Below are 24,063 nucleotides of genomic sequence, written 5' to 3'. Positions count from 1 at the left end.
GGCGCCTATGAGCGAAAGCATCTTCGACCGCATTAGCGCATTTTTGAACAAGAAGAGTGCCGTGCAGCGTGTTGCCGATGATCCGGCGCTGGCTTCGGAATTGCTGCTGCTTTTGCATGTTGTGTTCGCCGATGGCGACCAGCATCCCGCTGAAATTGCGGCCTTCAAGGAAATCGCCTTCAAGAATTTCGGTATCGCAGCGGAAGATATTCCGGAAGTGGCCGAATATTTGAAGGATTTCGCTTACGAAACCACGACCAAGCAGGCCGCGAATATGCTGGCCGAAATGGCCCCCGAACGTCGCCTGTCGCTGTTGCGCGATCTGATGACGATTGCCTGCGCCGATAACCGTATCGACAAATCGGAAACGGTGCTGATCCAGCGCGTTGCGGATGTGCTGGGCATCAAGCATGAAGAATTGCAGCAGGCGCAACGGGGCTCGCCCTGTGGGGCGTAAGGCTCGGCTTTCCGTTCTGGGAATGGGCAGCTCTTCAGGCGCGACGCTTGCAGAGCTGATGGCCCTTGCAGGGAGCGTTTTATCGCAATGCGGACTGCGTAAGCCCGACATGATCGCCACGCTGGCATCGAAAGCAGGTGATTCCATATGGACTGAACTGGCGGCTCATTATGGGTGCGCCTTGCGCTTCTATGAAGCCGGGCGTCTGGAAGAAGAAACCCCACGTCTCGCCAACCCTTCCGAAGCTGTGTTCAGGCGCATTGGTTGCCACGGGGTTGCCGAAGCTGCTGCTCTTGCCGGGGCGGGACCTTCCGCCAGGCTGATCGTTTACAAGACCGGTGTGCTTCACGCCACCGCCGCAGTTGCGATGGCGTGAAGCTGGATCGTCGTATTGTCGTTTAGACAGTGACTGCCTTACGGCGACGCTGCACAAAACACGTTGCAATTGTTGCAAACAGCAACAGCGCTGCGGTCGCGACAATCACCGCCACATAGGCATTCTCGAAAGCGCTTGAGGCCAGAGCAACGAGGTTTTCTGCCTCCAGCTTTGGCAAATTCTGGGCGACCAGAAGCGCCTCGTCCAGACTGTCGCGGACGACGGGCGCGATGGTGCTGCCCTCCGGTAGCACGATGCTTGCCGTATACGAGGCCGACAGGATGCCGCCGAAGATCGTGACGCCCAGCGCATTGCCAAGCTCATAGGACACTTCCTCAATGGATGCCGCCATGCCGACCTTGTCGGCAGGGGCATTGCCCATGATGGCGGAGGAAGCCGCGGTCATTGCGGCACCTACGCCGAAGCCCAGCAGGGCGAGGCCGATGAGATAGCTGTAGCCTGACGCCTTGAAGGTCAGGATATAGACAATCACGCCAAGCGCTGCGGTGGCCAGTGCCCCTGACAGCAACCGCCCGGCACCAATGCGGGGCAATTGCATGCCTGCCAGTGGACCGGCCACGAAAGCGGCAAGCGGAATCGGCAGAATCGCCAGGCCAGCCTGTAAGGGCGAGAAACCTTCAATCAACTGTAAGCGCTGGCTGAAAACCAGTTCCATACCAGTGATGGCTCCAGAGGCGACCAGCGCTGCGAACACGCCTATCGAGAACAGCCGGTTCTGGAAGAGCGTGAAATCGATCAGCGGTTCTCTGCCGGAAAACTGTCTGCGTACAAAGATGAAGGCAGCAATAGCCCCGACCGCGAATACGGTTGCGAAGACAGTCATTGAAGCATCGCGCTTCGCCAGTTCCTTGACCGCATAAGTCAGTGCAATCAGCGCAACCATGATCTGGATCGAGCCGACCAGATCCCACTTGCGCGCGGAGCCGAGCGGACGATTTTCCAGATTGTAGGCGGATAGCAGAAACGCAATCGCAACAACCGGCACGTTGATGAGGAAGACGGAGCCCCACCAGAAATATTCGAGCAGAACGCCGCCCGCGACCGGGCCGAGAGCCGCGCCGCCGGAAGCGATCGCCGACCAGATGCCAATGGCAAGCGCGCGTTCACGCTCGTCGGTGAAGGTCAGGCGGATGATCGAAAGCGTGGCAGGCATCATCATGGCTGCACCACAGGCCAGAAAGGCCCGCGCGGCGATGAGCGCTTCCGGAGTGGGCGAATAGGCTGCGCAAAGCGACGCCAAACCGAATACGACGAGACCGGTCATGAACATGCGCTTGTGCCCAAGTTTGTCGCCCAGCGTGCCGAGGCCGGGCAGCAGGCCCGCCACGACCAGCGGGTAAATATTCATGATCCAGAGCTTTTCCGAAGCACTGGCTGCCAGATCGTGCGTCAGGTGCGGCAGGGCTGTGTAGAGCACAGTCATGTCCACGACGATCAGGAACAGCGCGCTGGAAACGATTGCAAGAACCAGCCAGCGATTTTGCGGCAACATCGGAGTTCACCTTTTCAATACGGTTGTATTTAAACTTGTCGAGCGGGGTGACATAATATAAATCCATCCGTATGGAAAGTAATAAGTTGCACAAGATGGGACGTCCCCGCACGATTGATCGCGATCACGTGCTGGACATGGCTGAAAAACTCGTCACGGAAGGCGGCGTCGCGGCTCTGACGATGGATGCGGTGGCTCAGGCTTCAGGCGTGACCAAGGGCGGCGTGCAATATTGCTTCAAGAACAAGGACGGGCTGTTGAAGGCCATGATCGCGCGGTGGGGGGATCGCTTCGATGCGGAGGTCGATGCCGTTAAAGGAGGCGAGGCCGACGCGCTGGCGCATATCGCGGCGCATATCAAGGTGACGCGCGATAGCGATGCGGAAGACAATTCCCGTTTCGCGGCAATGATGACGAGCCTCACCCCCAATACCGAGCATCTGGACGATACCCGCGACTGGTATCGCAAACAGTGGAGCGGGCTTGATGTTTCGACGCCTGAAGGTCGCCGGGCGCGTCTCGCTTTCATTGCCAATGAGGGCGCATTTCTGCTGCGCAGTTTCAACTTCTTCGAGCTGTCGCCAGAGGAATGGCAATCGATCTTCGACGATATTGAGGATCTGATGCCGAAAGGCGCTGAAAAGTAATTGACTTTGTTCTCGCGCAGAAGGCATTCGAAGGGCAGGAGAACAAGGAAAAAGACGTGACCGTTCATTTCATTGGCGCCGGTCCGGGTGCGGCAGACCTCATCACTGTGCGCGGCCTGCGGCTGATCGAAAAATGCCCCGTCTGCATTTATGCGGGATCGCTGGTGCCAAAGGATGTGGTTGCCTCCGCACCGGCGGATGGGCGGCTTGTCGATAGTTCCTCCATGACGCTCGATGAAATCATCGCTGAAATGGCGGCGGCGCATGCGAAGGGGCAGGATGTCGCCCGCGTTCATTCCGGCGATCCGTCCATCTATGGCGCTGTTGCCGAACAGATGCGCAGGCTTGATGCGCTAGGCATTCCCTATGATGTGACGCCGGGCGTTCCGGCCTTTGCCGCAGCCGCTGCTGCGATGAAGCAGGAACTGACGATCCCTGAAGTCAACCAGACGATCATTCTCACGCGAACATCGATGAAATCCTCGGCCATGCCGGAAGGTGAAGACCTCGCCACGCTCGGTCGTTCGGGGGCCACCTTGGTCATCCACCTGTCGATCCGCAATCTTGGCAAGATCGAACGTGAGCTGACGCCGCTTTATGGTGCGGACTGCCCGGTGGTTGTGGCCTATCGTGTCGGCTGGCCGGATGAACTCATCCTGCGTGGCACATTATCGGACATTGCCGGAAAGATCGAAGCGGCCGATCTGAAGCGAACTGCGATGATTTTTGTCGGACGCGGGCTTGATCCGAAGAATTTTCGGGACTCGGCGCTTTATCATGAGGCGCATAGCCACGCGGCCCGGTCAAAGTCCGAACTGTAAGCGGATCAGTCGGACCGTTTCTTCCACCGTTGTAGCGACATGTTCAGCCACGACCGCTGGGCGGGCGATCATCATGACGGGCAAGGCGAGATCGCGCGCGGCCCTGACCTTGGCATAGGACGTGTCGCCGCCTGAATTGCGACAGACGATCAGCCCGATACGCTTTTCTGTCAGGAATTGCTTTTCCTGCGCATAGTCGCCCGGTCTGGCCAGCAGGATTTCACAATCCGCAGGCAAAGGGGCATCGGTCGGGTCGATCATGCGCATGATGAAATGCGCGTCAGCACGGGTTGCGAAAGGCGCAATATGCTGACGCCCAAGCGCGAGGAAGACGCGTTCCCCGGTCGGGATCAGTTCTGCTGCCTCTTCTTCATCGGCCACGATGATCCATTGATCGCCGCTCTGCTGCACCCATTGCGCCCGTTCAAGCCGGAGCAGGGGCGTTCCGGTCGAGGCGGTTGCCGTCACTGCATTCTGAGAAATGCGCGTGGCATAGGGGTGGGTGGCATCGATGACGTAGTCGATTTTCTCAGCCGCGATATAGGCGGCGAGGCCGTCCGCGCCGCCAAAACCGCCGCTGCGTACAGGGCCGGGCAAGGGTGCCGGATTTGCGGTGCGTCCCGCAAGCGAGGTCACGACTTCGATTGGCAGCGTCGAAAGCTCCTGCGCCAGCTGTGCTGCTTCGGTCGTGCCGCCGAGAATGAGGAGCTTAGGCCTAAACGCGGGCAAGGATGGTTCCCACCCGGTCGGTCATGATGATTTCCACATCGACAGGCGCACCGCGCAAGGTTGCGAGCGATGTTTCCTTCGCCTTGATGGCAATCGGCGTGGCGATATCGATGCCGATTGCTTGAGTCATATCAAGCACTTCCTTGGCAGTGTTCGCAAAGAGAATCCGGTCCTTGAGGTTTCCCGGCGCGCCAGCCTGTTCGGCAATCTCTGCCAGAAAGCCCATATCGACCTGACTCCGGGCCGAATGCAGGTCGAGCGCGCCTTGTGCAAGTTTGGTAAGCTTGGCAAAACCGCCAGCGATTGTCAGTTTGTCGATCGGATGGTCGCGCAGATATTTGAGCACGCCGCCCGCAAAATCCCCCATGTCGAGAATGGCGAAATCCGGCAGATCATAGATCGCCTGCGCGGCATCTTCCGAGGTCGAGCCCGTCGCGCCAAGCACATGTTTCTGGCCTGCTGCGCGCGCCACATCGATGCCGCGATGAATGGAGTGAATCCAGGCAGAACACGAAAAGGGATGTACGACGCCGGTGGTACCGAGGATGGAAATACCGCCGACAATGCCAAGGCGCGGGTTCCATGTTTTCTTGGCGATTTCTTCGCCATCAGGCACGGAAATGGTGATGACGAGATCGGCGGGCAGGCCGTACTTGGCACAGATTTCTTCGCAGATTTCGGTCATCATGCGGCGCGGAACCGGGTTGATCGCGGCTTCACCGGGCGGAATTGGAAGTCCGGCCCGCGTGACGGTGCCAACACCTTCGCCAGCGCGAAAGACCACGCCAGTTCCGGGCGGTGCGGGAAAGACGGTGGAAATGATCGTCGCGCCATGCGTGACATCCGGATCGTCGCCCGCATCCTTGACGATGCCCGCCATGGCATAGCCTTCACCAAGCCCCTCATAGGCCAGCTGGAAGTAAGGCACTTCCCCCTTTGGCAGAATGATTCCGACCGGGTCGGGGAATTCGCCGGTGATAAGCGCCGTCAGCGCCGCCTTGGTCGCAGCGGTTGCGCATGCGCCCGTGGTCCAGCCACGCCTAAGCTCGCTTTTTCCAAGCTTTTTATTGGTATCTGCGGTTTCGTCGGTCATGGATGCCTTATAAGGTATCTGATAGCAGTGCCGCTAGTGGTCCGATTTCGACATTTGCTTTCGGAGTTATCAGCGCTGGGCAAATGTCGAAATCAAGAGGACCACTAGTAGCTTTTTGACTCTGGTGGATTTTTTGAATTTGACGTTTGATCACCGCCTCATAAACACGCAGTTTCAAACGTCAAATTCAGTCCACCAGATGAAATAATGGTCCAAGAGAATGAGCGGATTCGAGCCGAAAACAAAATGGGACGTTACCCTGCCAGCGATGGTGCCGGGCCATGTCTGGCTTGTCGGTGCCGGGCCGGGCGATCCGGGATTGCTCACGCTTCATGCTGTCAATGCGCTGCAACAGGCAGATGTCATCGTTTACGACGCGCTGGTGGACGAAGCCTGTCTTTCGCTGAAAAACGAACAGGCAGTGCTGGAATATGCGGGTAAGCGGGGCGGCAAACCGTCGCCGAAGCAGCGCGATATTTCACTCCGGCTGGTAGAACTGGCGCGGCAGGGCAAGAAAGTCCTGCGCCTCAAGGGTGGTGATCCCTTTGTTTTCGGTCGGGGGGCTGAAGAAGCGCTGACGCTGGTGGAACATGGCGTGCCATTCCGCATCGTCCCCGGCATCACGGCGGGGATCGGCGGATTGGCCTATGCTGGCATTGCCGCCACGCATCGCGATATCAACCAGTCGGTGACTTTCCTGACCGGGCATGACGCGACGGGATTACTGCCTGACCGCATTGATTGGGATGGCATCGCAAAATCGTCACCGGTTATTGTCATGTATATGGCGATGAAACATATCGATCTCATCACGGCGCGGCTGATCGCCGCCGGACGGTCGCCGGACGAACCGGTCGCTTTTGTTTGCAATGCCAGCCTGCCAGAACAGACCGTTCTCGAAACGACGCTGGCGCACGCTGCCACCGATGTTGAAGCTTCAGGGCTTAAGCCGCCTGCCATCGTGGTGGTTGGAGAGGTGGTGCGGTTGCGCGGCGGTCTTGACTGGATCGGTGCTGCGCAAGGCCGCCAGCTTGTCAGCGATCCGCTGGATAACAGACGCGGAGGCCAGAGCGCATGAAGGGTTTTATGATCGCCGCGCCCGCATCCGGTTCGGGCAAGACGACGGTTACACTTGGTTTGTTGCGCGCTTTGAAGCGGGCCGGTGTGGCTCTGGCACCGGTGAAAGCCGGGCCAGACTATATCGATCCCGCCTATCACAAGGCGGCAAGCGGTGCGGAATGCTTCAATCTCGATCCATGGGCGATGCGCGTGGAATTGATCAGCGCCCTGTCGGCCCGAATGACCGAAGGCGGAAAAGTGCTGATCGCCGAAGGCATGATGGGTCTTTTCGACGGCGCTCTGGACGGGCAAGGTTCTTCTGCTGATCTGGCAAAGCTGCTCGATCTGCCGGTAGTGCTGGTGGTCGATTGCGCAAAACAGTCCCATTCCATTGCCGCGCTGGTTTCCGGCTTCAGCCGGTTCCGCAAGGACGTGTTCGTTGCAGGCCTGGTGCTTAATCGTGTCGGTAGCACTCGTCATGAAACCATGTTGCGCGATGCCCTCAAGCCGCTGGGCATTCCGGTTCTGGGAGCATTGCCGCGCGATGTTGCACTGGTTTTGCCGGAACGCCATCTGGGGCTTGTGCAGGCGGGCGAACACGCCGATCTGGAGCATTTCCTCGACCATGCCGCAGATGTCATAGAAGCTCATATCGATCTTGCCGCGCTGAAACATATCTGGTCGGCGCCGAAGCGCTTCGATCCGATGGCCAATGTGCCGCGCCTTCCGCCACTTGGCAGCCGCATTGCTGTTGCACGCGACGACGCCTTCGCCTTTGCCTATACGCATCTTTTCGAGGGATGGCGCAGGCGTGGCGCAGAGATTTCCTTTTTCTCGCCTCTTGCGGATGAAGCGCCGTCGCCGGAGGCGGATGCGATCTATCTGCCGGGCGGCTATCCTGAACTCCATGCGGAACGGCTTGTCGCCGCGCAGAATTTCCAGAGCGGTATCAAGGCTGGGGCGGCGCGCGGTGTCACCGTCTATGGCGAGTGCGGCGGCTATATGGTGCTGGGCGAGACGCTGGAAGATGCCAGCGGCAAACAGCACCCGATGCTCGGTCTTTTGCCGCTGCAAACCAGTTTTGCCAAACGCAAGCTGCATCTCGGCTATCGCGTTCTGGAGCCGTTGGGTGGGTCGCCCTGGCAGGTGCCGTTGAAAGGCCACGAGTTTCATTATGCCAGCATCACGCGCGAAGGCGCGGCGGACAGGCTTTTCAAAGTCCGCGATGCGGCGGGGGATGATCTGGGCGAGGCCGGGCTGCGGGTCGGATCGGTCGCCGGTTCTTTCATGCATGTCATCGATTTTTCCGGAGAGCATGCGTGACATCCAACATTGAACATGGTGGCGCGCTGGACAAGGCGATTGCGCGTTTTGGCGGCATGCCGGGCAACTGGCTCGACCTCTCGACCGGGATCAATCCCGAGCACTATCCATTGCCGCACATACCAGCCGAAGTCTGGAACCGCTTGCCGGATGATCGGCTATTGCAGGGCACGTGCAAGCTTGCGCGCGACTATTACGGGCTGCCGGAAGGCGCACCTATCGCCGCCGCACCCGGCACGCAAGCGCTGATCCAGATCATTCCGACGCTGACGCGGCCTGCGACCGTCGCTATTTTGACGCCGACCTATCAGGAACATGCGGCTTCTTTCGCTGCTTCCGGCTGGCAGGTCGTGGAATGTGCTGGCATCGCCGATATTCCGGACAATGCGACGGTGGCGGTGATCGTCAATCCGAATAATCCCGATGGAAGGGTGATTGCTGCGGATGAATTGCTCGCTCTGGCCCGAATTTTGGGTGCGAGAGGTGGCTTTCTGGTAGTGGATGAGGCTTTTGCCGATCCACATCCTGAAGGAAGCGTCGCAGCGCTGGCGTGCCATGAGCCGCTGATTGTGCTGAAATCCTTCGGCAAGTTTTTTGGTCTCGCCGGTGTGCGTCTGGGCTTTGCCATCGCGCAGGCTGGTATTGTTGAGACGATAGCGCGGCGATTGGGCCCATGGGCTGTGCCGGGACCAGCGCTTGTTATCGCTTCCGATGCCTTTGCGGGCGGCGAGACATTGCAGGCTTTTCGCGCGCGGATAGACATTCGGCGCAGGGGACTATCGGAGGTGCTGGCACGGTGCGGATTGTGGGAAGTCGGCGGCACCGCGCTGTTCTCACTGGTGGCCCACGACAACGCACACGGATTGCACAAAGCCTTGTGCGCGGAGCATATTCTTGTTCGCAAGTTTGCTTATGCTCCGCATTGGTTGCGTATCGGTCTTGCCAATGACGATGCCGATCTCGCGCGTCTGGAAACTGCGCTCAAGCATTGTCTGGGAAGAGCAGCTTGAAAAAGTGATTCATGAATCTCGGTTAAACCCATGGAAATAAAGCTGATTATCCTGTCGCTGGCGCTCATTCTTGATCGCGTTGTGGGTGACCCGCCGCAGCTCTGGCACAGACTGCCGCATCCGGTTGTGCTGTTCGGTAAGGCCATCTCCTGGGGTGAAAAGCGTTTCAATGACCGCACGCTGCCGGAAGCAGTTTTGCGCCGGAATGGCATGTGGCTAACCATCGCGCTGGTCGCGGCCTGTATTCTGGTGGGGCTGATGATTGAAAGCCTGCTGCCCTTTGCTGGCTCTGCCGGGGCGGTGGCGGAAATCCTCATCGTTGCTGTGTTACTGGCGCAGAAGAGCCTCGCCGATCACGTCGGTGAGGTTGCACGCGGGCTGCGCGACGACGGTATCGAAGGTGGGCGCAAGGCGGTTTCGATGATTGTCGGACGCAATCCCGATCAGTTGAGCGAAGGCGGGGTCAGTCGTGCAGCCATTGAAAGTCTGGCGGAAAACGCCTCGGACGGCATTGTTGCTCCGGCATTCTGGTTTCTTGTTGGCGGTCTGCCGGGGCTGTTCGCCTACAAGATGATCAATACTGCCGATTCGATGATCGGCCATCTCAATGATCGTTATCGCCACTTCGGGCGTTTCGCTGCGAAACTGGATGATGTTGCCAATTATATTCCGGCGCGCCTGACCGGCCTTCTGGCGGCGCTGGCGACCGCGCTGACCCGCAGTAAAGGTGCAGCGAAGGCTGCTTTGTCAGTCATGCGCAGCGATGCGCGGTTGCACCGCTCGCCCAATGCCGGCTGGCCGGAATCTGCCTTTGCCGGTGCGCTTGATCTGGCGCTCGCCGGTCCGCGTCAATATGGCGAAGAAAAAGTGGAGGGGCCGATGCTCAATGCATCGGGCAAGCGCGAAGCCGAAGCGACCGATATCGACGCGGCGCTGGACCTGTTCTGGGCGACCATGAGCCTCATGACAGGGCTGTTGATCGCCGCCAGCCTCGTAGGACTTATTGTCTGATCTAAAAGTCGCCATGCCGGTCTGCAAATGGCAATTTCTGTGCTTCCGGTGCTCACGTACCCAAATGTACGCTGCGCTCCGGTTCTCGAAATCACCATTTTCGCCTCGGCCTGCCGCTTTTTGCTTCAGACATTTATCTATCGGCTGGTATGAAGCGCGAGCCTTCATAGCGCTGCAAACGGTTCGGGTTGTCCGTCCGCATACCGTTACCATCGAATTTGATCGTGCCGAGCACTGTTTCAAACGACGCACTGCGCAGCGTGTCGAGTAATGGCTGCTTTTGTTCGTCGGCTTTGCTGACGGCATCGGCGGCGATCTGCACGGTTGCATAGCCGGTGATCGCATAGGCTTCGACAAGGCGGCCTGCCTGATGCAGCGCGTCGATTGCCGGTTTTGCGGTCGGCAAATCCTGTGGCTTCAGCGGTGCTGTCATCAATGTGCCGTCGCTCAATCGCTGTGCGCCGGGAGGCGCGTCGAGTAAACTACCGCCTGCAATCACCAGCGGATAATTGAGCGAGGCCGCACTTGCGCCAATGGCGGCAATGTCGTCGCGCTCGCCGCCGACATAAACATGTGTCGCACCAGCGCGTTTCAGGCGGGCAACGAGAGCATTCTGGTTTTCAAGCCCCGGACGATAAGTGTCGGTGAAAACCGGCTGCAGTTGCTGTTCTTTCAAGCTGGCCAGAACCCGGCTTGCGCGCTCGCGCCCTTCAATGGTGCCGTCATCAATCACCGCGAAAGGCTGTGCGCGCCAGAGACTGCCGAGAAAACTCGCCGTCGCCTGCGTTTCCTTCTCCAGTCCCGTGCTCAAGCGGAACACCGGCAAGGGCGACGCGGCGCGACGCTCGACCAGTGTTTGTTCGCTGACACCCGACACGATAACTGGAATGTTGCGCTCTGCCAGAACGGGTACTGCCGCTTCCAGCGCTTCGGCACAGAGAAAACCCGATGCAATACGGACATTTTGCGCGATGAAGCGTTCTGCGGCCTGTTTGCCGCCTTCCGCATCGCAACGATCATCGAAGATGACGAGATCTGCGCTCTTTGCGTCAGCGGCGGCGCGTGCGCCTTGCGCAAGCTGATTGCCCAAAGGTGCAAAGGTGCCGGTCAAAGGTGCGGCCAGACCAATCCGTATATTATCCGCATAAGCAAATCCCGATCCCGCCAGCAACAGCATGGCAAGGCTTGTCAGAGCGGCGACGGGAAGCTTCCCAGACTCAATCACGTTATTGGTCTTCTTTATACAATTCGTGGCAATGTGATCGAAAAGTGGGTAGCGGTTTCCGCGCCTTTGTGCAATGCCCGTAATCTATGCCAGTATTTTGGCTAAATATTACGGTCGGCAACGGATCGATTCTGACGTGCAAACGATAAACAACATCATCTCCAATGCGGCATCTGTGGAGCCGAAGGCTTACCGCGATGCCATGAGCCATTATGCCGGTGCGGTGCAGATTGTGGCGACCGATGGCCCGGCAGGACGACGCGGCCTGACTTTGACGGCGGCCTGTTCGGTATCCGACGCTCCGGCGACAGTGCTGATCTGCCTTCAGAAGGTTCACGAAGACAATCGCCTGTTCATCGAAAATGGCGTTTTCTCCATCAACACGTTGGCTGGAACGCATCAGCAGCTGGCGGATGCCTTTTCCGGGCGCATTGGCCTGACACAGAATGAGCGTTTCGAACTGGCGACGTGGGACACGCTTGCCACCGGCGCGCCAGTGCTGACCGATGCACTGGCGGCTTTTGACTGCCGGGTTGTCAGCATTCAGGATCATTCGACGCATCATGTGCTGTTTGGCGAAGTGATTGCCTTGCGCTCAAACCCCGATGCATCTGCGCTCATCTATCTGAACCGGCGCTATCACACACTTGATTTGTGATCGGCTAGCCGGAGGGGAGGAGGCAGAATGAAGAAGCGATTAAACGCAACAGCGCGGGCCGGGTTTGGCGGCATTGCAGCGCTGCTATTGTCTGTGTCTCTGGCTTGCGCACAAGGGCCGCTGCCGCCCTTCAAGGACGATGCGTTCGCCTATCCCGGCGTATTGAGCAGCGCGGATAACGGCGATTATAAAGTTATTGATTACAATGAGATGCGCGACATTAACGGTCGCGACAGCGTGCCGGAAAAGCGCGTCAAGGACAGCTATATCTCGCTGAAGGCGCGCGCCTACCAAAAGGATGCCACCTTTCAGACTGCGGCTGGGCCGGTCAAGGCGATGGTCGCTGGCAAGCAGCAGGGCGCGTCCTTCATTGTCATCTATCTGCACGGGCGCGGCGGCAATCGCTTGCAGGGTATGAATGATTTCACCTTTGGCGGCAATTTCAATCGCGTCAAAAATCTCGCTGCGTTAAATGGCGGTCTCTACGTCACGCCGGATTTCAAGGATTTCGCCGATACCGGCGAAGCGCAGATCGCTGGGCTGATCGACGCCTTGAAAGCAACATCGCCTTCCGCACCGCTGATCCTGTCTTGCGGCTCGCAAGGTGGTTCGCTGTGCTGGCGCATCGCGTCCAATGAAAAGGCTGGTGCTCAGCTTGCCGGGCTCATCCTGCTCGGTTCGCTTTGGGACGATGGTTTTTTCACATCGGCGACATTCAAGCGGCGTGTTCCGGTCTTTTTCGGGCATGGCAGCCGCGACCCGGTTTTCGCCATTGACCGGCAGGAAGCATTCTATCGTGATATCCGCAAGCGCGCACCGGGCTATCCAGTGCAGTTCCGGCGGTTTGAGTCCGGCAACCACGGCACGCCGATCCGCATGAGCGACTGGAGGGAGATGTTGAACTGGATTCTCGCAAAACAGTGACGACAGTTTTGTGGATGCGAATCGAAATTCCGGCTCTGTGGCGTTCCTGCCACTCGACAATCGGCTAAAAGCGAATAGTTATCGAAATTAAAATTTTACCTATCCAGCAGACCTTATGAGGTAGACCATTATGTACGGACGAGTCCGCACCGGAGCCCGTTTCTTTGCAATCGCCATGTTGGCGCCGCTTGCTGCCGCCTGTACGACGACTGCACCGGTTGCCATCACCCCCGGTAAAACCGATTCGCCGGTGCCTGCGGCCAGCTCTTCGCTGCCGAGCTTCATTCCCGCTCCGGTGAAGACGGTTGACTATTCTCTGGCACAGCCTTGCATCACGGCTGCAGCCAACAAGTACTTCCTGCCGGAGCACGCTATCAGCGCTGTCGATTCCCGCCCGGGCGCCAATGGCGGCACGGATGTGGACCTGAAGGTGGATCTGCGCACTGCAGTTTGCCAGCTGACCGCCAAGGGCGGCGTGCGCGCCGTTATCGACACCTCGCCGAAGAGTGCCGATCAGGTTGCCGCTGAAGCCGCAGCCGCCAAGGCGGACGCTGCCGCAGCAACCGCGCCGAAGAAGACCAAGGCGAAGAAGAACTGATTCAATAAACTTGGATAAGTTACGAAAAAGGCAGGGATTTCCCTGCCTTTTTGTTTGTTCACTTGTCCGGCTTTTCGCCATACCAGCGCGGGGTATAGACCCATTCGCCGCCTGTTGCGCGCTCAAACCGCTGCGTATGGGACGAGCCGACGATTACCACCGTGCGCATGTCCACATCATCGGACGTCAGCTGCCCAAGCGTTGTGACGCGGGTGGTTTCTGCCGGTCTGCCGATGTCGCGACCGAGCACGACCGGGGTTTGCGGCGCGCGATGCTGGCGCAGGATTTCCAGTGCGCGGCCAAGCTGATGCGGGCGGGCCTTGGAAATCGGATTGTAAAAGGCCATGGCGAGATCGGCTTCTGCCGCCAGAGCCAGACGCTTTTCGATCACGTCCCATGGCTTCAGATTGTCGGACAGCGAGAGAATGCAGAAATCATGGCCGAGCGGTGCGCCACTGCGGGATGCTGCGGCCATCGCGGCTGAAATGCCGGGCTGAATGACCAGTTCGACACCACGCCAGGCAGGATTGTCAGTTTCATGCAGCGCCTCGACCACAGCAGCTGCCATGGCGAAAACGCCCGGATCGCCGGACGATACCATCACCACGGTGCGGCCTGATGCGGCCAGTTCGAAGGCATGGCGCGCGCGCTGGATTTCCTCGCGGTTATCGGTCATATGGACTGTTTGACCGGCATGAAACGGCCCGGCCATACGCACATAGGTTTCGTAGCCGAGAATATCTTCCGCCTGTTCGAGTTCGCGCTGCACGGCAGGCGTCATCAGATCGCGTGCGCCGGGACCAAGCCCGACCACGACCAGCTTTCCGCGTTTGCGCCCGACCCGCAGCACATCGGCTGGGGTGGGGGCGACGGCCAGTGCGACGCCGTTGGTTTCCACCACGCGCAACGGCTGCTCGACCGAAAGATGGGCGAGAGCAAGGGCAGTCTCAGCAGACGGCACGAAGCGCAGTTCTGCGCCGAGCGCGCTTGCCGCTTCATGGACTTGCGGTTTAGCGCAATGGCGCTCATGGGCAAGCAGCAGCGCGAGTGATGACGGAGCGAGACCCGCTTCGTCGAACGCCCGCGTAATTGCTTCGGCAAGATTGTCGGTCGGCTGGTCGATTGCGAAGGCCACGACCTGCGGATGATAGATAAGTTCATCCGGCAGCGGCGCGCGGTTTTCCGGCGTGATGCTGATGGCAAGCCTGCCGTCGTCGGAGAACGGCAGCTTGGATGTTTGCAGCCAGCGAGAGTGTCCATTGAAGCGCAGTTTCGCGCCTGCCAGCAGGTCGGAGGTAAAGGCTTTTGCCGCATCCGGATTGGCAAGCGTCAGTTCCGCTGGCGGGTGCAACAGATTGATCCCGAAGCGCAATTCACCGGATGTGGTGATTGCCGGGGCGACCTCAAGTGCAGCGGCGATGGTTCGCGCCATGTCGTTGACGCCCGACAATCCGCCGAGAAGCGGCACAACGGCACTACCGTCTTCGGCAATCGCCAGAACCGGTGGCTCAATGTGCTTGTTCTGCAAAAGAGGGGCCAACGCGCGAATGACGATACCGGCGGCGCAGAGCGCGATGATCGGTCGGCCTTCTTCGTAGAGGGTGCGTATGGTGTCGCCGAAATGGGCGAATGTCCTTTCTGCACCCGTGACGCGGTCCTGAAGTCCAAGCACTTCGGCCTGATCGAGCGCGACGGCAATACGGCGCGCCGTCGGGATCGCCGCTTCCGCCAGCGCAACGATAGCCGGCTTCATGCGCCGTTCCATTTCTGGCCGGGAACGAGAATGATCGAGAAATAAGGACAATCGCTGCCGCTGACATCCGATAGCGGTACAATGCGCTGATTGGCCATGGTGGCGCGCTCGACATAGAGTGCGCGGTCCATCAGGCCCAGATCGGTCAGCACGTCGCGCACCTTGTCGAGATTCTTGCCGAGTTTCATGATTGCCGCAGCACCGGTAACGGCAAGCCTGCGCTTCAATTCGTCGGCTTCCATGACGCCGGAGAGGATCGACAGTGTCTGGTTGCGATAGACCAGCGGCGCGCCTAGCACAGCCGAAGCGCCGAGAACCGAACAGACGCCCGGAACCACTGTGGTTTCATAGGTCTCGGCCAGCCGGTCGTGGATATACATGAACGAGCCGTAGAAGAACGGATCGCCTTCCGCGATCACGGCGACATCCTGTCCCTGATCGAGATAGCCGGCAATCGTTCCGGTAATCTCACCGTAAAAGTCGCTGACGATCTGCTCATAATCCATATGTGCAGGCAGCTTTTCCGTCGTCACCGGATAGATAAGCGGCACCAGAACCTGTTCCGGCGAAAGATAGTCCTCAACGATGGTGAGGGCATTGCCCTTTTTGCCCTTGGCGGCGTGGTAGGCCACCACGGGCGCTGCCTTGAGCAGTCGAAGCGCCTTGAGCGTGATGAGTTCAGGATCGCCGGGGCCGACACCCAGACCGAAAAGCTTGCCTTTTGCTGTCATTATTCGCGCTCCGAAGCCAGAGCATTGACTGCTGCGGCGGTCATGGCGCTGCCGCCGCGACGTCCGCGCACAATGACATAGGGCACGCCGCGACTATTGGCGGCAAGTTCGTCTTTCGATTCCGCTGCGCCGACAAAGCCAACCGGCATGCCAATGATGAGCGCTGGCTTTGGCGCTCCGGCGTCCAGCATTTCGAAAAGCCGGAAGAGAGCGGTTGGTGCATTGCCGATGGCGACGATACTGCCTGCGAGGTGCGGCATCCAGAGATCGAGCGCTGCCGCAGAACGCGTATTGCCGATTTTCTTCGCCAGCTCAGGCACGGAAGGCTCGTTCAGCGTGCAGATGACCGGGTTGTTGGCAGGCAGACGCGAATGGGTGATCCCTTCGGAAACCATACGCGCATCGCAAAGGATCGGCGCGCCTTTGGCCAGCGCCTGCTTGCCCGCCAGACCGGCGCCGTCCGAAAAGGCGATGTCGCTCACCACATCCACCATGCCGGAAGCATGGATGACGCGCACGGCGAGTTTTTCGAGATCGGCTGGGATATGGCTCAGATCCGCTTCAGCGCGGATGATGGCGAAGGAACGGTCATAAATGGCCTGCCCGTCGCGAATGTAATCTGTCATGGTTTCCGCTCTGGTGAATTGATAAGGCGCGCGGCAGCGTCGATGGTCACATCTGTCGCCAATAGCCGCCCGAAACGGGATGGTCCAGCCTTGTCTGCAAAAAAGACATCGTAGCGGCCCGGAGCACGGGCCAGAAGCGTGTGCGGGAGCGGCGCAAGCGCCGCGCAGGACTTGGTACAGCCGGTGAGATGGACGGCATCGATTGTGTCACCGTCGAGGAGCAACGCCAGTTCTTTCGCATCGGCCTGCGTGTCGGAAAGGGCCGAGGCGCAGCCCTTCGACCCGGTGCAGCTGCGCAGTCGTGATTGCGGCGCTTGCGCGTCGGTCGCAAGGCCCAGCGCGTGCAGTTGCCTAATGGCATCGTCGCAGTTTGCTGCATCGACATTTGGCAGGATCACGCCTTGCCACGGTGTCAGCCGGATTTCGCCGCCGCTGATTTGTTGCGAAAGAGCGCCAAGCGCCCGCAGTTGCGTCGTATCGAGCCGCCCCAAAAGCGGCATCGCACCAATGTAAAAGCGTCCGTCCGCCTGAATGTGGGCTCCGAGATGCGCGCGCGCGCGCGGCTGCCGTCGCTGCCAGTGGGGCACTGGCTTGATCGGAAAAGGAAGACTGGCAGTCAGTTCGTTCAAAAACTCTTCGACAGCAATGACTTCGAAGAGCTGCTTCATACGCGCTACGTCTTTGAAACGGGCAAGAAACATGCGCAGCACAGCTTCCACAAAGGGCAGGGCATGATCGGCCTCTATACGTCCCAATGCCGTTCCATCGGGGGGCGAAGCGAATCCGAACGCAAAGTGACGACCATCATCCGTTGCCGTTAGCCAGATGTCTCCCGGATGCGAGACAATCGCGCAGGCTTCGCCGCCATCGATCTGGAACGAGAATTTCGGCGAAAGCGCGTGGTAGTCGGTATTGTTCTCAAGCGTTGTCAGCAGTTGGAGCGCCAGCGGTGTGACATCGCACATTTGATCGGGGTCGATACCGGACGTGGGGCTGACCATGACATTGCGAATATCATCCGCCGCGGGATTATCGGCACCAAACCCGGCTTGATATAGCGCTGTGACCGCTTGTTCCCAGTTTTCAGGCGCTATGGCGCGCAGCTGAAAATTGGAGCGAATCGAAAGCTCTACTGCAGGCGTGGCAAATTCTTCGGCAATTTCGGCCAGTGCAAAGACCTGACCGGCGTTCACTCGTCCGAGCGGCAGTTTTATGCGCGCAATGGCACCGTCGCGAGCCATAACCATGCGCGACAGGCCGGGACAGGCATTTCGCCTGTCAGACGGTTCGGTGTTTGTCGCTATGGTCTTTTGGTTCAACATAATTGCCTTATACGCCCCCAGTGACAGGCCGGAAAGTGGGAACCGCTTTCGGACTTGCACTTGCCATCGCCGCACCCTACGAACGAAGAAAACGGAGCGAAGAGCATGGCTTGCTGGCTAACGGTCATCGGCATCGGCGAAGACGGATTGAATGGGCTTGGCGAGACTGCGCGGCAGGCTCTCGCTTCGGCAGATGTGATCTTCGGCGGCAAGCGGCATCTCGAACTGGTTGGCGAAACCACAGGTGCCCGGCAGATTGCCTGGCCGTCACCCTTCGACGATGCGTTTCCGATGATTGCCAATGAGCGAGGCAAGTCGGTGGTGGTTCTGGCCAGCGGCGATCCAATGCATTACGGCATGGGTGCTTCTCTGACCCGGCACTTTTCACCCGAAGAAATGCTGATCCTGCCTTATCCATCTTCGTTTTCGCTGGCTGCGGCACGGATGGGCTGGTCGTTGCAGGATGTGCGCTGCCTCAGCGTGCATGGGCGTCCGCTGGAAGCGCTGGCAAAGCACATTCTGCCCGGCGTGAAGCTTTTGATCCTCAGCAATGACGGTTCTACGCCGGATAAAGTGGCACGGATGCTGAACGCTTGCGGCTTTGGACCAAGCCGCATCGCTGTATTGGAACATCTGGGTGGACCGAAAGAAAAGCGCAGTTGCGGTATTGCCGGGACATGGACGGTTCCAGCCGGTCCTGATCTGAATATCATCGCCGTGGAATGTCTTGCGGAGCCGGATGCTAAGATCCTTCCTGCTGTCATCGGTTTACCTGATGAAGCCTTCGAAAATGACGGGCAACTGACGAAGCGCGACGTTCGAGCCGTGACATTATCGCGGCTGGCACCGCTGCCCGGCGAAGTTCTGTGGGACGTCGGTGCGGGATGCGGTTCTATCGGCATTGAATGGATGCGCACCCATGCTTCCTGTCGCGCCATCGCCATTGAGGCGAATGAGGGACGGCAGGGCATGATCGCGTGCAACCGCGACGCTCTCGGCGTGCCGGGTTTGCAGATCGTGGCCGGTGAAGCGCCGGGGGCTCTTGCGGGGCTGGAAGCACCCGATGCGATTTTTATCGGCGGCGGCGTTACGGATGAAGGCGTGTTGCAAGCCTGCTGGGATGCGCTGAAACCGGGCGGACGGCTGGTTGCCAATGCTGTCACGCTGCAAAGCGAAATGCAGCTTTTTGTCTGGCGGCAGCGCTTCGGTGGCGAGTTGATACGGCTCTCCGTGGCGCAGGCAGCAGGGCTTGGCTCGTTCGATGTATGGCGGCAGGCGCTGCCCGTTACACTTTATTCCGCACGCAAAGATAAATGATGACTTGAATTGTCATCTTATATTCAGGTAAGGCTGACGCATCAGTTCATCCTACAGGAGGACGGGTCGTGTCCGCACTCAATGCCAATACCCGCTTTGCGCTCAATAATGCCGGTCATATCGTCAATCAGCTGCTCGACCATTTTGTCGAACACGCCGATGTACAGCGCGATGGAACGCACGCGAAGCTCGTTTTGAGCTTCGGTCAGGCCGATGTTCAGTGGGATGACGAGACGGTCAGCGTTGATGTCAAAAGCGATGACGAGACCGGTCTTGCCTATATGAAATATTCCATCGCCGAGCATGTGCTGGAGTTTCTGGAAAAGGGCAGCCCAACGCCGAAAATCATTTGGCAGGGCGATGGTGCAGCAGGTCTGCCGCTGCCTTATTTCCGCGAAATGCAGGTGATGGCCGTGACCAATGTCACGCCGCATATGCGTCGTGTACGCCTGAAGGGCGACAATCTTCTCCGGTTCTCGCATACCGGACTGCATATCCGTCTCCTGTTTCCACCCAAAGCTCTGGCGCAGCCGGAATGGCCTGTGACGGGCGAAGACGGGCGTCCGGCCTGGCCGGAAGGCGATGCGAAGCTCGCAACGCGTGTTTATACGATCCGCAATATCGATGTGGATGCGGGCTGGGTCGATATCGACATGGTGGTGCATGGTGATGATTGCGACGCACCGGGTTCGGGTTGGGCGCTTAACGCCAAGCCGGGCGATATTGTCGGCATGACTGGTCCGGGCGGCGGCGATGCAGGCGATGCCAAATGGTATCTGCTTGCAGGCGATGAAACCGCGCTGCCAGCCATCGGTCGTATTCTCGAACGACTGCCGGAAGATGCAAAGGCTGTCGTGCGCATCGAAATTGGCGACAAGGCCGAGGAACAGAACCTCGTGTCGCGGGCGGATGTTGACGTGCAATGGCTGAACCGCAACGGTGCCGAAGCTGGCACCACAACGCTCTTGCAGGATGCGGTGCGTGCGGTTGAGCTGCCGGAAGGCGAGGAAGATATCTTCGTCTGGGCGGCTTGTGAATTCAACGCTTTCCGCAATATTCGCAGCTACATGCGCAAGGAACGCAATGTTCCGAAAAATCGCCAGCTGATCGTGGCCTATTGGCGTCGCGGACTCGATGGCGATAATGCCCGGAAAGCTTCGGAGGAATAAAGCATTTCCAGCAAAAGTGCGAAGCGGTTTTGCGTAGGATAATGCGATGAGAGTAATGTAAAAAAGGGGACCAGAAGGTCCCCTTTTTAGTTGCGTCATGCGGGTCGGTTCAACGCCGAAAGCCTTCGCTGGCCCGCATCAGGTTCTTCGTATAGTCGGCATGAATATTACCGGTGACGAGATCGCCAGCCTGCAATTGTTCGACTACTTCACCATTGCGCATCACCGCGAGGCGGTCGCACATATGGGTGACGACACCGAGATCGTGGCTCACCATGATAAAAGTCAGGTTACGGTCGCGGCGAACCTGTTCCAGCAGGTTGAGCACTTCAGCCTGCACCGATGCGTCGAGTGCCGATGTTGGTTCGTCGAGAAGCAGAATGCTCGGCTCGACGATCAGCGCGCGGGCAATGGCGATGCGCTGGCGCTGGCCGCCCGATAGCTGGTGCGGGTAGCGGAAGCGGAAGCCCGAACCGAGCCCCACTTCATCCAGCGCACGCACGATGCGCTGTTCGGCATCGCTTACACCATGAATGGCGAGCGGTTCCAGCAGAAGCCGATCCACCGTCTGGCGAGGGTGCAGGGAGCCGTAAGGGTCCTGAAACACCATCTGCACATTGCGATAGAAGGCCTTGTCGCGAGGTGTCTTGAGGGGCTTGCCGTCGATGCGGATTTCTCCGTTCTCAACCGGTGCAAGTCCTGCGACTGCGCGCAGAAGCGTTGATTTGCCGGAACCGGATTCGCCGACGAGCCCATAAGACTCCCCACGCGCCACATTGATGGTGACGGATTTCAACGCATGGAAGTGGTCGAAATAGACGTCAACATCATCGACGCTGAGTGCGGGCGCGGTCGCCTGAACTTGAGCTTGCGTCATGCCTTCCAAGCCTCCTCACGCTGCAAGGTTGGCAGAGGATGGCGATCGGCTCCGATTTTCGGCATGCAGTTCAGCAATCCTTGCGTATAGGGATGTTTCGCATTGGCGAGATCCTTGGCCGCGATTTCTTCGACGATACGGCCCGCATACATCACGATGACGCGGTCGCAGAAGGACGAAACGAGGCGCAGATCATGGCTGACGAAGATCAGCCCCATGCCGCGTTCGGCCACCAGCTTGTCAAGAATGCCGAGCACTTCGAGCTGCACCGTCACGTCGAGCGCCGAGGTTGGTTCGTCGGCAATCAGCAGTTCGGGTTCCGCCACCAGCATCATGGCGATCATCACGCGCTGGCCCATGCCGCCCGAAACCTCGTGCGGATAGAGCTTCATCACCCGTTCCGGATCGCGAATCTGCACCGCTTCCAGCATGGCTGCCGAGCGAGTGCGGATCTCCGCGCTGCTGTATTTGCCATGCGCTTTTAGCGTTTCGGCAATCTGCTTGCCGATGGTCATCACAGGATTGAGCGAATATTTCGGGTCCTGCAACACCATGGCAATGCGACCGCCACGCAAAGCACGACGTTCGCGGGCCGAAATGTCGAGAAGATCGATACCGTCGAAATTGAGCGTCTTGGCCGTGATCTGCGCGTGGAGCGGCGTTAGTCCCATGATCGCGCGACCGGTCTGGGACTTGCCCGAACCGGATTCGCCGACGATGCCGAGACGTTCGCGGCCCAGCTCAAAGCTGACACCGCGCACCGCTTCAATCGCGCCAGTGCGGGTCGGGAAGGTGACGCGCAGGTCTTCAACTGTCAGAAGTGGCTTCATTGGTTGTTACCCCGCGGATCGAGCGCATCGCGCAGGCCATCGCCCAGAAGATTGAAGCCGAGGCTGACGATCAGGATCGCAATACCGGGCATGGCGGCAACCCACCACTGGTCGAGAATGAAACGGCGACCCGATGCGATCATCGCGCCCCATTCCGGCAATGGCGGCTGTGCGCCGAGGCCGAGGAAGCCCAGGCCCGCTGCCGTCAGAATGATGCCGGCCATGTCGAGCGTCACACGGACGATCAGCGACGAGGTGCAAAGCGGCATGATGTGACGCACGACGATACGGATCGGCGAGGCGCCCATCAGGCGGACTGCCGAGATGTAGTCGGAGTTGCGAACGGTCAGCGTTTCGGCACGTGCAATACGCGCATAAGGTGGCCATGAGGTGATCGCGATGGCGATGATGGCGTTCTCGATGCCCGGTCCGAGAGCTGCCACGAAGGCGAGCGCCAGAATGAGCTTCGGGAAAGCGAGGAAGATGTCGGTGATGCGCATCAGAACGGCATCGACCCAACCACCGGCATAACCGGCCACGGTACCGACCAGAAGGCCGATGGGGGCTGCGATGATGGCAACCAGCAGCACGACATAGAGCGTGAGCCGGGAGCCATAGATCAGGCGCGAGAGAATATCGCGGCCCTGATCGTCGGTGCCGAGCAGATAGCCGGGCGTGCCGGGCGGCAGCAGGCGTGCATTGGCCAGATCGCCGATAACCGGCGAATGCGGTGCCAGCACATCGGCCAGAGCTGCAACAACGAGCAGTCCGATGATGATCAATAGGCCAAGAACAGCCAGCTTGTTGGCGGTGAACCGCCGCCAGACCATATAGGCGCGACCGAGGCGGGCCTGCGTGCGCGACTGCGGCCGCTCGGTGAGTAGCCATTCGCGCCATGAGAGGTTGGAAGTATCTGTCATTTGGCTCATCGTGCGCGCGTCCTTGGATCGAGAAGCCGATAGAGAAGATCGGACACGAGGTTGAGCGCGATAAAGACCGACCCGATAACGATGGTGCCACCGAGGACGGCGTTCATATCAGCGTTTTGTAGTGAGTTGGTGATGTAGAGTCCGAGACCCGGCCATGAGAAGATGGTTTCCGTCAGAACTGAACCTTCCAGAAGTCCGGCATAGGAAAGCGCAATCACGGTCACAAGCGGCACGGCAGCATTGCGCAGCGCGTGACCCCAGATGATGCGTGTTTCCGAAATGCCCTTGGCGCGCGCCGCGACGATATATTCCTGATCAAGCTCGTTGAGCATGAAAGAACGCGTCATGCGGCTGATATAGGCCAGGGAAAAATAGCCCAGCAGAGCCGATGGCAGGATAAGGTGGGAAACAATATCCTTGAGCGCAGGCCAGTCGCGCTGGAGGATCGCGTCAATCAGGTAGAATCCTGTGATCGGCGTGAATGTGTATTCGAAGGTGATGTCAATGCGTCCGGGACCAGAAGTCCACCCGAGACGGGCGTAGAAGACCAACAGCGCCAACATACCCAGCCAGAAGATTGGAACGGAATAGCCGACAAGGCCGACCACGCGTACGATCTGGTCGATGATGCTGCCACGTTTAACGGCGGCGAGGACGCCGAGCGGAATGCCGAACAGAGCCCCGATGATCGTGCCGATGGTTGCCAGTTCCATGGTGGCCGGAAAGACGCGGCGAATGTCGGTCATGACTGGATTGGTTGTGAGCACCGAAGTGCCGAAATCGCCGTGCAGCACGCCTTTCACGTAAAGATAGAACTGCTGGTAATAAGGCAGATTGAAACCCATCTCTTCGCGCACGCGGGCGACGACATGCGCGGGAGCGCGGTCACCGACGATGGCCAGCACGGGGTCAATCGGCACGACACGGCCGATAAAGAATGTTACGGCCAGAAGGCCCAGATAGGTTGTGACGACAATAACCAGAAAACTGGCTATCGACGCGGCAAGGGCCGTTGAACGCCGCGGCGCTCGCCTTACCTTTTTGGTAGTTCCGGTGTTACTCAAT

25 protein-coding genes are annotated in these 24,063 nt (G+C 59.1%); 13 read left to right on the top strand and 12 right to left on the bottom strand.

Features of this window, described 5'->3' with window-relative positions:
* The first annotated feature begins 7 nt into the window (after positions 1–7).
* Positions 8–457, top strand: coding sequence for a tellurite resistance TerB family protein (locus FGI60_RS17495; RefSeq protein WP_078339313.1), 450 nt, complete (start codon positions 8–10; stop codon positions 455–457).
* Positions 458–479: 22 nt separating this feature from the next.
* The gene (locus FGI60_RS17490; protein ID WP_138786386.1) at positions 480–833 is read left to right on the top strand and encodes a cobalamin biosynthesis protein; all 354 of its coding nucleotides are present in this window, start codon (positions 480–482) and stop codon (positions 831–833) included.
* A gap of 22 nt (positions 834–855) precedes the next feature.
* On the opposite strand, the gene FGI60_RS17485 is transcribed toward FGI60_RS17490, so the two are convergent.
* On the bottom strand, positions 856–2,346 hold the full coding sequence (locus FGI60_RS17485) for an MFS transporter (protein WP_138786298.1): 1,491 nt from the start codon (positions 2,344–2,346) through the stop codon (positions 856–858).
* A gap of 86 nt (positions 2,347–2,432) precedes the next feature.
* Between FGI60_RS17485 and FGI60_RS17480 the strand changes: the two genes are divergently transcribed.
* Positions 2,433–2,993, top strand: a complete 561-nt coding sequence (locus FGI60_RS17480; protein WP_235889849.1) for a TetR/AcrR family transcriptional regulator — start codon at positions 2,433–2,435, stop codon at positions 2,991–2,993.
* A 56-nt stretch (positions 2,994–3,049) separates the two neighbouring features.
* The gene (gene cobM / locus FGI60_RS17475) at positions 3,050–3,814 is read left to right on the top strand and encodes a precorrin-4 C(11)-methyltransferase (RefSeq protein WP_138786296.1); all 765 of its coding nucleotides are present in this window, start codon (positions 3,050–3,052) and stop codon (positions 3,812–3,814) included.
* Here cobM and FGI60_RS17470 read toward each other — a convergent pair.
* Complete coding sequence (locus FGI60_RS17470) at positions 3,797–4,543, bottom strand: cobalt-precorrin-6A reductase (RefSeq protein WP_138786295.1); 747 nt, start codon at positions 4,541–4,543, stop codon at positions 3,797–3,799. The two genes, cobM and FGI60_RS17470, sit on opposite strands and share 18 nt — an antisense overlap.
* Entirely contained in the window at positions 4,530–5,636 is a 1,107-nt protein-coding gene (locus FGI60_RS17465) for a cobalt-precorrin-5B (C(1))-methyltransferase (protein WP_138786294.1), read from the bottom strand. The genes FGI60_RS17470 and FGI60_RS17465 overlap by 14 nt, the downstream gene beginning before the upstream one ends.
* 220 nt (positions 5,637–5,856) lie before the next feature.
* Here FGI60_RS17465 and cobA point away from each other — a divergent pair, with 220 nt between their 5' ends.
* Genes cobA through cbiB form a run of 4 tightly spaced genes read left to right on the top strand, consistent with a single transcriptional unit; the run spans position 5,857 to position 10,039 of the window.
* Positions 5,857–6,714 carry a uroporphyrinogen-III C-methyltransferase gene (gene cobA / locus FGI60_RS17460; protein ID WP_138786293.1) on the top strand — a complete coding sequence of 286 codons (858 nt, stop codon included), beginning with the start codon at positions 5,857–5,859 and terminating at the stop codon, positions 6,712–6,714.
* Complete coding sequence (locus tag FGI60_RS17455) at positions 6,711–8,018, top strand: cobyrinate a,c-diamide synthase (protein ID WP_138786292.1); 1,308 nt, start codon at positions 6,711–6,713, stop codon at positions 8,016–8,018. The genes cobA and FGI60_RS17455 overlap by 4 nt, the downstream gene beginning before the upstream one ends.
* On the top strand, positions 8,015–9,028 hold the full coding sequence (gene cobD / locus FGI60_RS17450; RefSeq protein WP_138786291.1) for a threonine-phosphate decarboxylase CobD: 1,014 nt from the start codon (positions 8,015–8,017) through the stop codon (positions 9,026–9,028). The genes FGI60_RS17455 and cobD overlap by 4 nt, the downstream gene beginning before the upstream one ends.
* A 30-nt stretch (positions 9,029–9,058) precedes the next feature.
* Positions 9,059–10,039, top strand: coding sequence for an adenosylcobinamide-phosphate synthase CbiB (gene cbiB / locus FGI60_RS17445; protein WP_138786290.1), 981 nt, complete (start codon positions 9,059–9,061; stop codon positions 10,037–10,039).
* A 133-nt stretch (positions 10,040–10,172) separates the two neighbouring features.
* Here cbiB and FGI60_RS17440 read toward each other — a convergent pair whose 3' ends face one another.
* Entirely contained in the window at positions 10,173–11,264 is a 1,092-nt protein-coding gene (locus FGI60_RS17440) for a branched-chain amino acid ABC transporter substrate-binding protein (RefSeq protein ID WP_374843796.1), read from the bottom strand.
* Between the two features lie 136 nt (positions 11,265–11,400).
* On the opposite strand from FGI60_RS17440, the gene FGI60_RS17435 reads away from it, so the two are divergent.
* The 3 genes from FGI60_RS17435 (at position 11,401) to FGI60_RS17425 (ending at position 13,444) form a co-directional block, all read left to right on the top strand.
* Entirely contained in the window at positions 11,401–11,922 is a 522-nt protein-coding gene (locus FGI60_RS17435) for a flavin reductase family protein (protein WP_138786289.1), read from the top strand.
* A 27-nt stretch (positions 11,923–11,949) separates the two neighbouring features.
* Entirely contained in the window at positions 11,950–12,846 is an 897-nt protein-coding gene (locus FGI60_RS17430; RefSeq protein WP_138786288.1) for an alpha/beta hydrolase, read from the top strand.
* Positions 12,847–12,976: 130 nt separating this feature from the next.
* Positions 12,977–13,444, top strand: a complete 468-nt coding sequence (locus tag FGI60_RS17425) for a hypothetical protein (protein ID WP_138786287.1) — start codon at positions 12,977–12,979, stop codon at positions 13,442–13,444.
* A gap of 58 nt (positions 13,445–13,502) precedes the next feature.
* Here the strand turns inward: FGI60_RS17425 and cobJ are convergent, their stop codons facing one another.
* Genes cobJ through cobG form a run of 4 tightly spaced genes read right to left on the bottom strand, consistent with a single transcriptional unit; the run spans position 13,503 to position 17,876 of the window.
* Positions 13,503–15,197, bottom strand: coding sequence for a precorrin-3B C(17)-methyltransferase (cobJ, locus tag FGI60_RS17420; RefSeq protein ID WP_171058795.1), 1,695 nt, complete (start codon positions 15,195–15,197; stop codon positions 13,503–13,505).
* Entirely contained in the window at positions 15,194–15,928 is a 735-nt protein-coding gene (locus tag FGI60_RS17415; protein WP_138786285.1) for a precorrin-2 C(20)-methyltransferase, read from the bottom strand. Before FGI60_RS17415 ends, cobJ begins: the two co-directional genes overlap by 4 nt.
* Positions 15,928–16,554 carry a precorrin-8X methylmutase gene (locus FGI60_RS17410; protein ID WP_138786284.1) on the bottom strand — a complete coding sequence of 209 codons (627 nt, stop codon included), beginning with the start codon at positions 16,552–16,554 and terminating at the stop codon, positions 15,928–15,930. Before FGI60_RS17410 ends, FGI60_RS17415 begins: the two co-directional genes overlap by 1 nt.
* The gene (gene cobG / locus FGI60_RS17405) at positions 16,551–17,876 is read right to left on the bottom strand and encodes a precorrin-3B synthase (protein WP_138786283.1); all 1,326 of its coding nucleotides are present in this window, start codon (positions 17,874–17,876) and stop codon (positions 16,551–16,553) included. The genes FGI60_RS17410 and cobG overlap by 4 nt, the downstream gene beginning before the upstream one ends.
* Positions 17,877–17,981: 105 nt before the next feature.
* Between cobG and cbiE the strand changes: the two genes are divergently transcribed.
* Together cbiE and FGI60_RS17395 are read left to right on the top strand one after the other, a co-directional pair.
* Positions 17,982–19,193, top strand: a complete 1,212-nt coding sequence (gene cbiE / locus FGI60_RS17400; protein WP_138786282.1) for a precorrin-6y C5,15-methyltransferase (decarboxylating) subunit CbiE — start codon at positions 17,982–17,984, stop codon at positions 19,191–19,193.
* Positions 19,194–19,261: 68 nt separating this feature from the next.
* Positions 19,262–20,362, top strand: a complete 1,101-nt coding sequence (locus FGI60_RS17395; protein WP_138786281.1) for a siderophore-interacting protein — start codon at positions 19,262–19,264, stop codon at positions 20,360–20,362.
* A 109-nt stretch (positions 20,363–20,471) separates the two neighbouring features.
* Here FGI60_RS17395 and FGI60_RS17390 read toward each other — a convergent pair whose 3' ends face one another.
* The 4 genes from FGI60_RS17390 to FGI60_RS17375 are packed head-to-tail and all read right to left on the bottom strand — an operon-like array spanning position 20,472 to position 24,062.
* Positions 20,472–21,239 carry an ABC transporter ATP-binding protein gene (locus FGI60_RS17390; RefSeq protein WP_138786280.1) on the bottom strand — a complete coding sequence of 256 codons (768 nt, stop codon included), beginning with the start codon at positions 21,237–21,239 and terminating at the stop codon, positions 20,472–20,474.
* Positions 21,236–22,069 carry an ABC transporter ATP-binding protein gene (locus tag FGI60_RS17385; protein ID WP_138786279.1) on the bottom strand — a complete coding sequence of 278 codons (834 nt, stop codon included), beginning with the start codon at positions 22,067–22,069 and terminating at the stop codon, positions 21,236–21,238. Before FGI60_RS17385 ends, FGI60_RS17390 begins: the two co-directional genes overlap by 4 nt.
* Entirely contained in the window at positions 22,066–22,998 is a 933-nt protein-coding gene (locus FGI60_RS17380; protein WP_010659865.1) for an ABC transporter permease, read from the bottom strand. The genes FGI60_RS17385 and FGI60_RS17380 overlap by 4 nt, the downstream gene beginning before the upstream one ends.
* Entirely contained in the window at positions 22,995–24,062 is a 1,068-nt protein-coding gene (locus FGI60_RS17375) for an ABC transporter permease (protein WP_138786278.1), read from the bottom strand. Before FGI60_RS17375 ends, FGI60_RS17380 begins: the two co-directional genes overlap by 4 nt.
* Position 24,063: the final 1 nt, after the last annotated feature.

Origin of the sequence: Brucella haematophila (assembly GCF_005938105.1) — a bacterium.
Taxonomy (GTDB): domain Bacteria; phylum Pseudomonadota; class Alphaproteobacteria; order Rhizobiales; family Rhizobiaceae; genus Brucella; species Brucella haematophila.
This window is presented reverse-complemented; position numbering and strand designations above follow the sequence as displayed.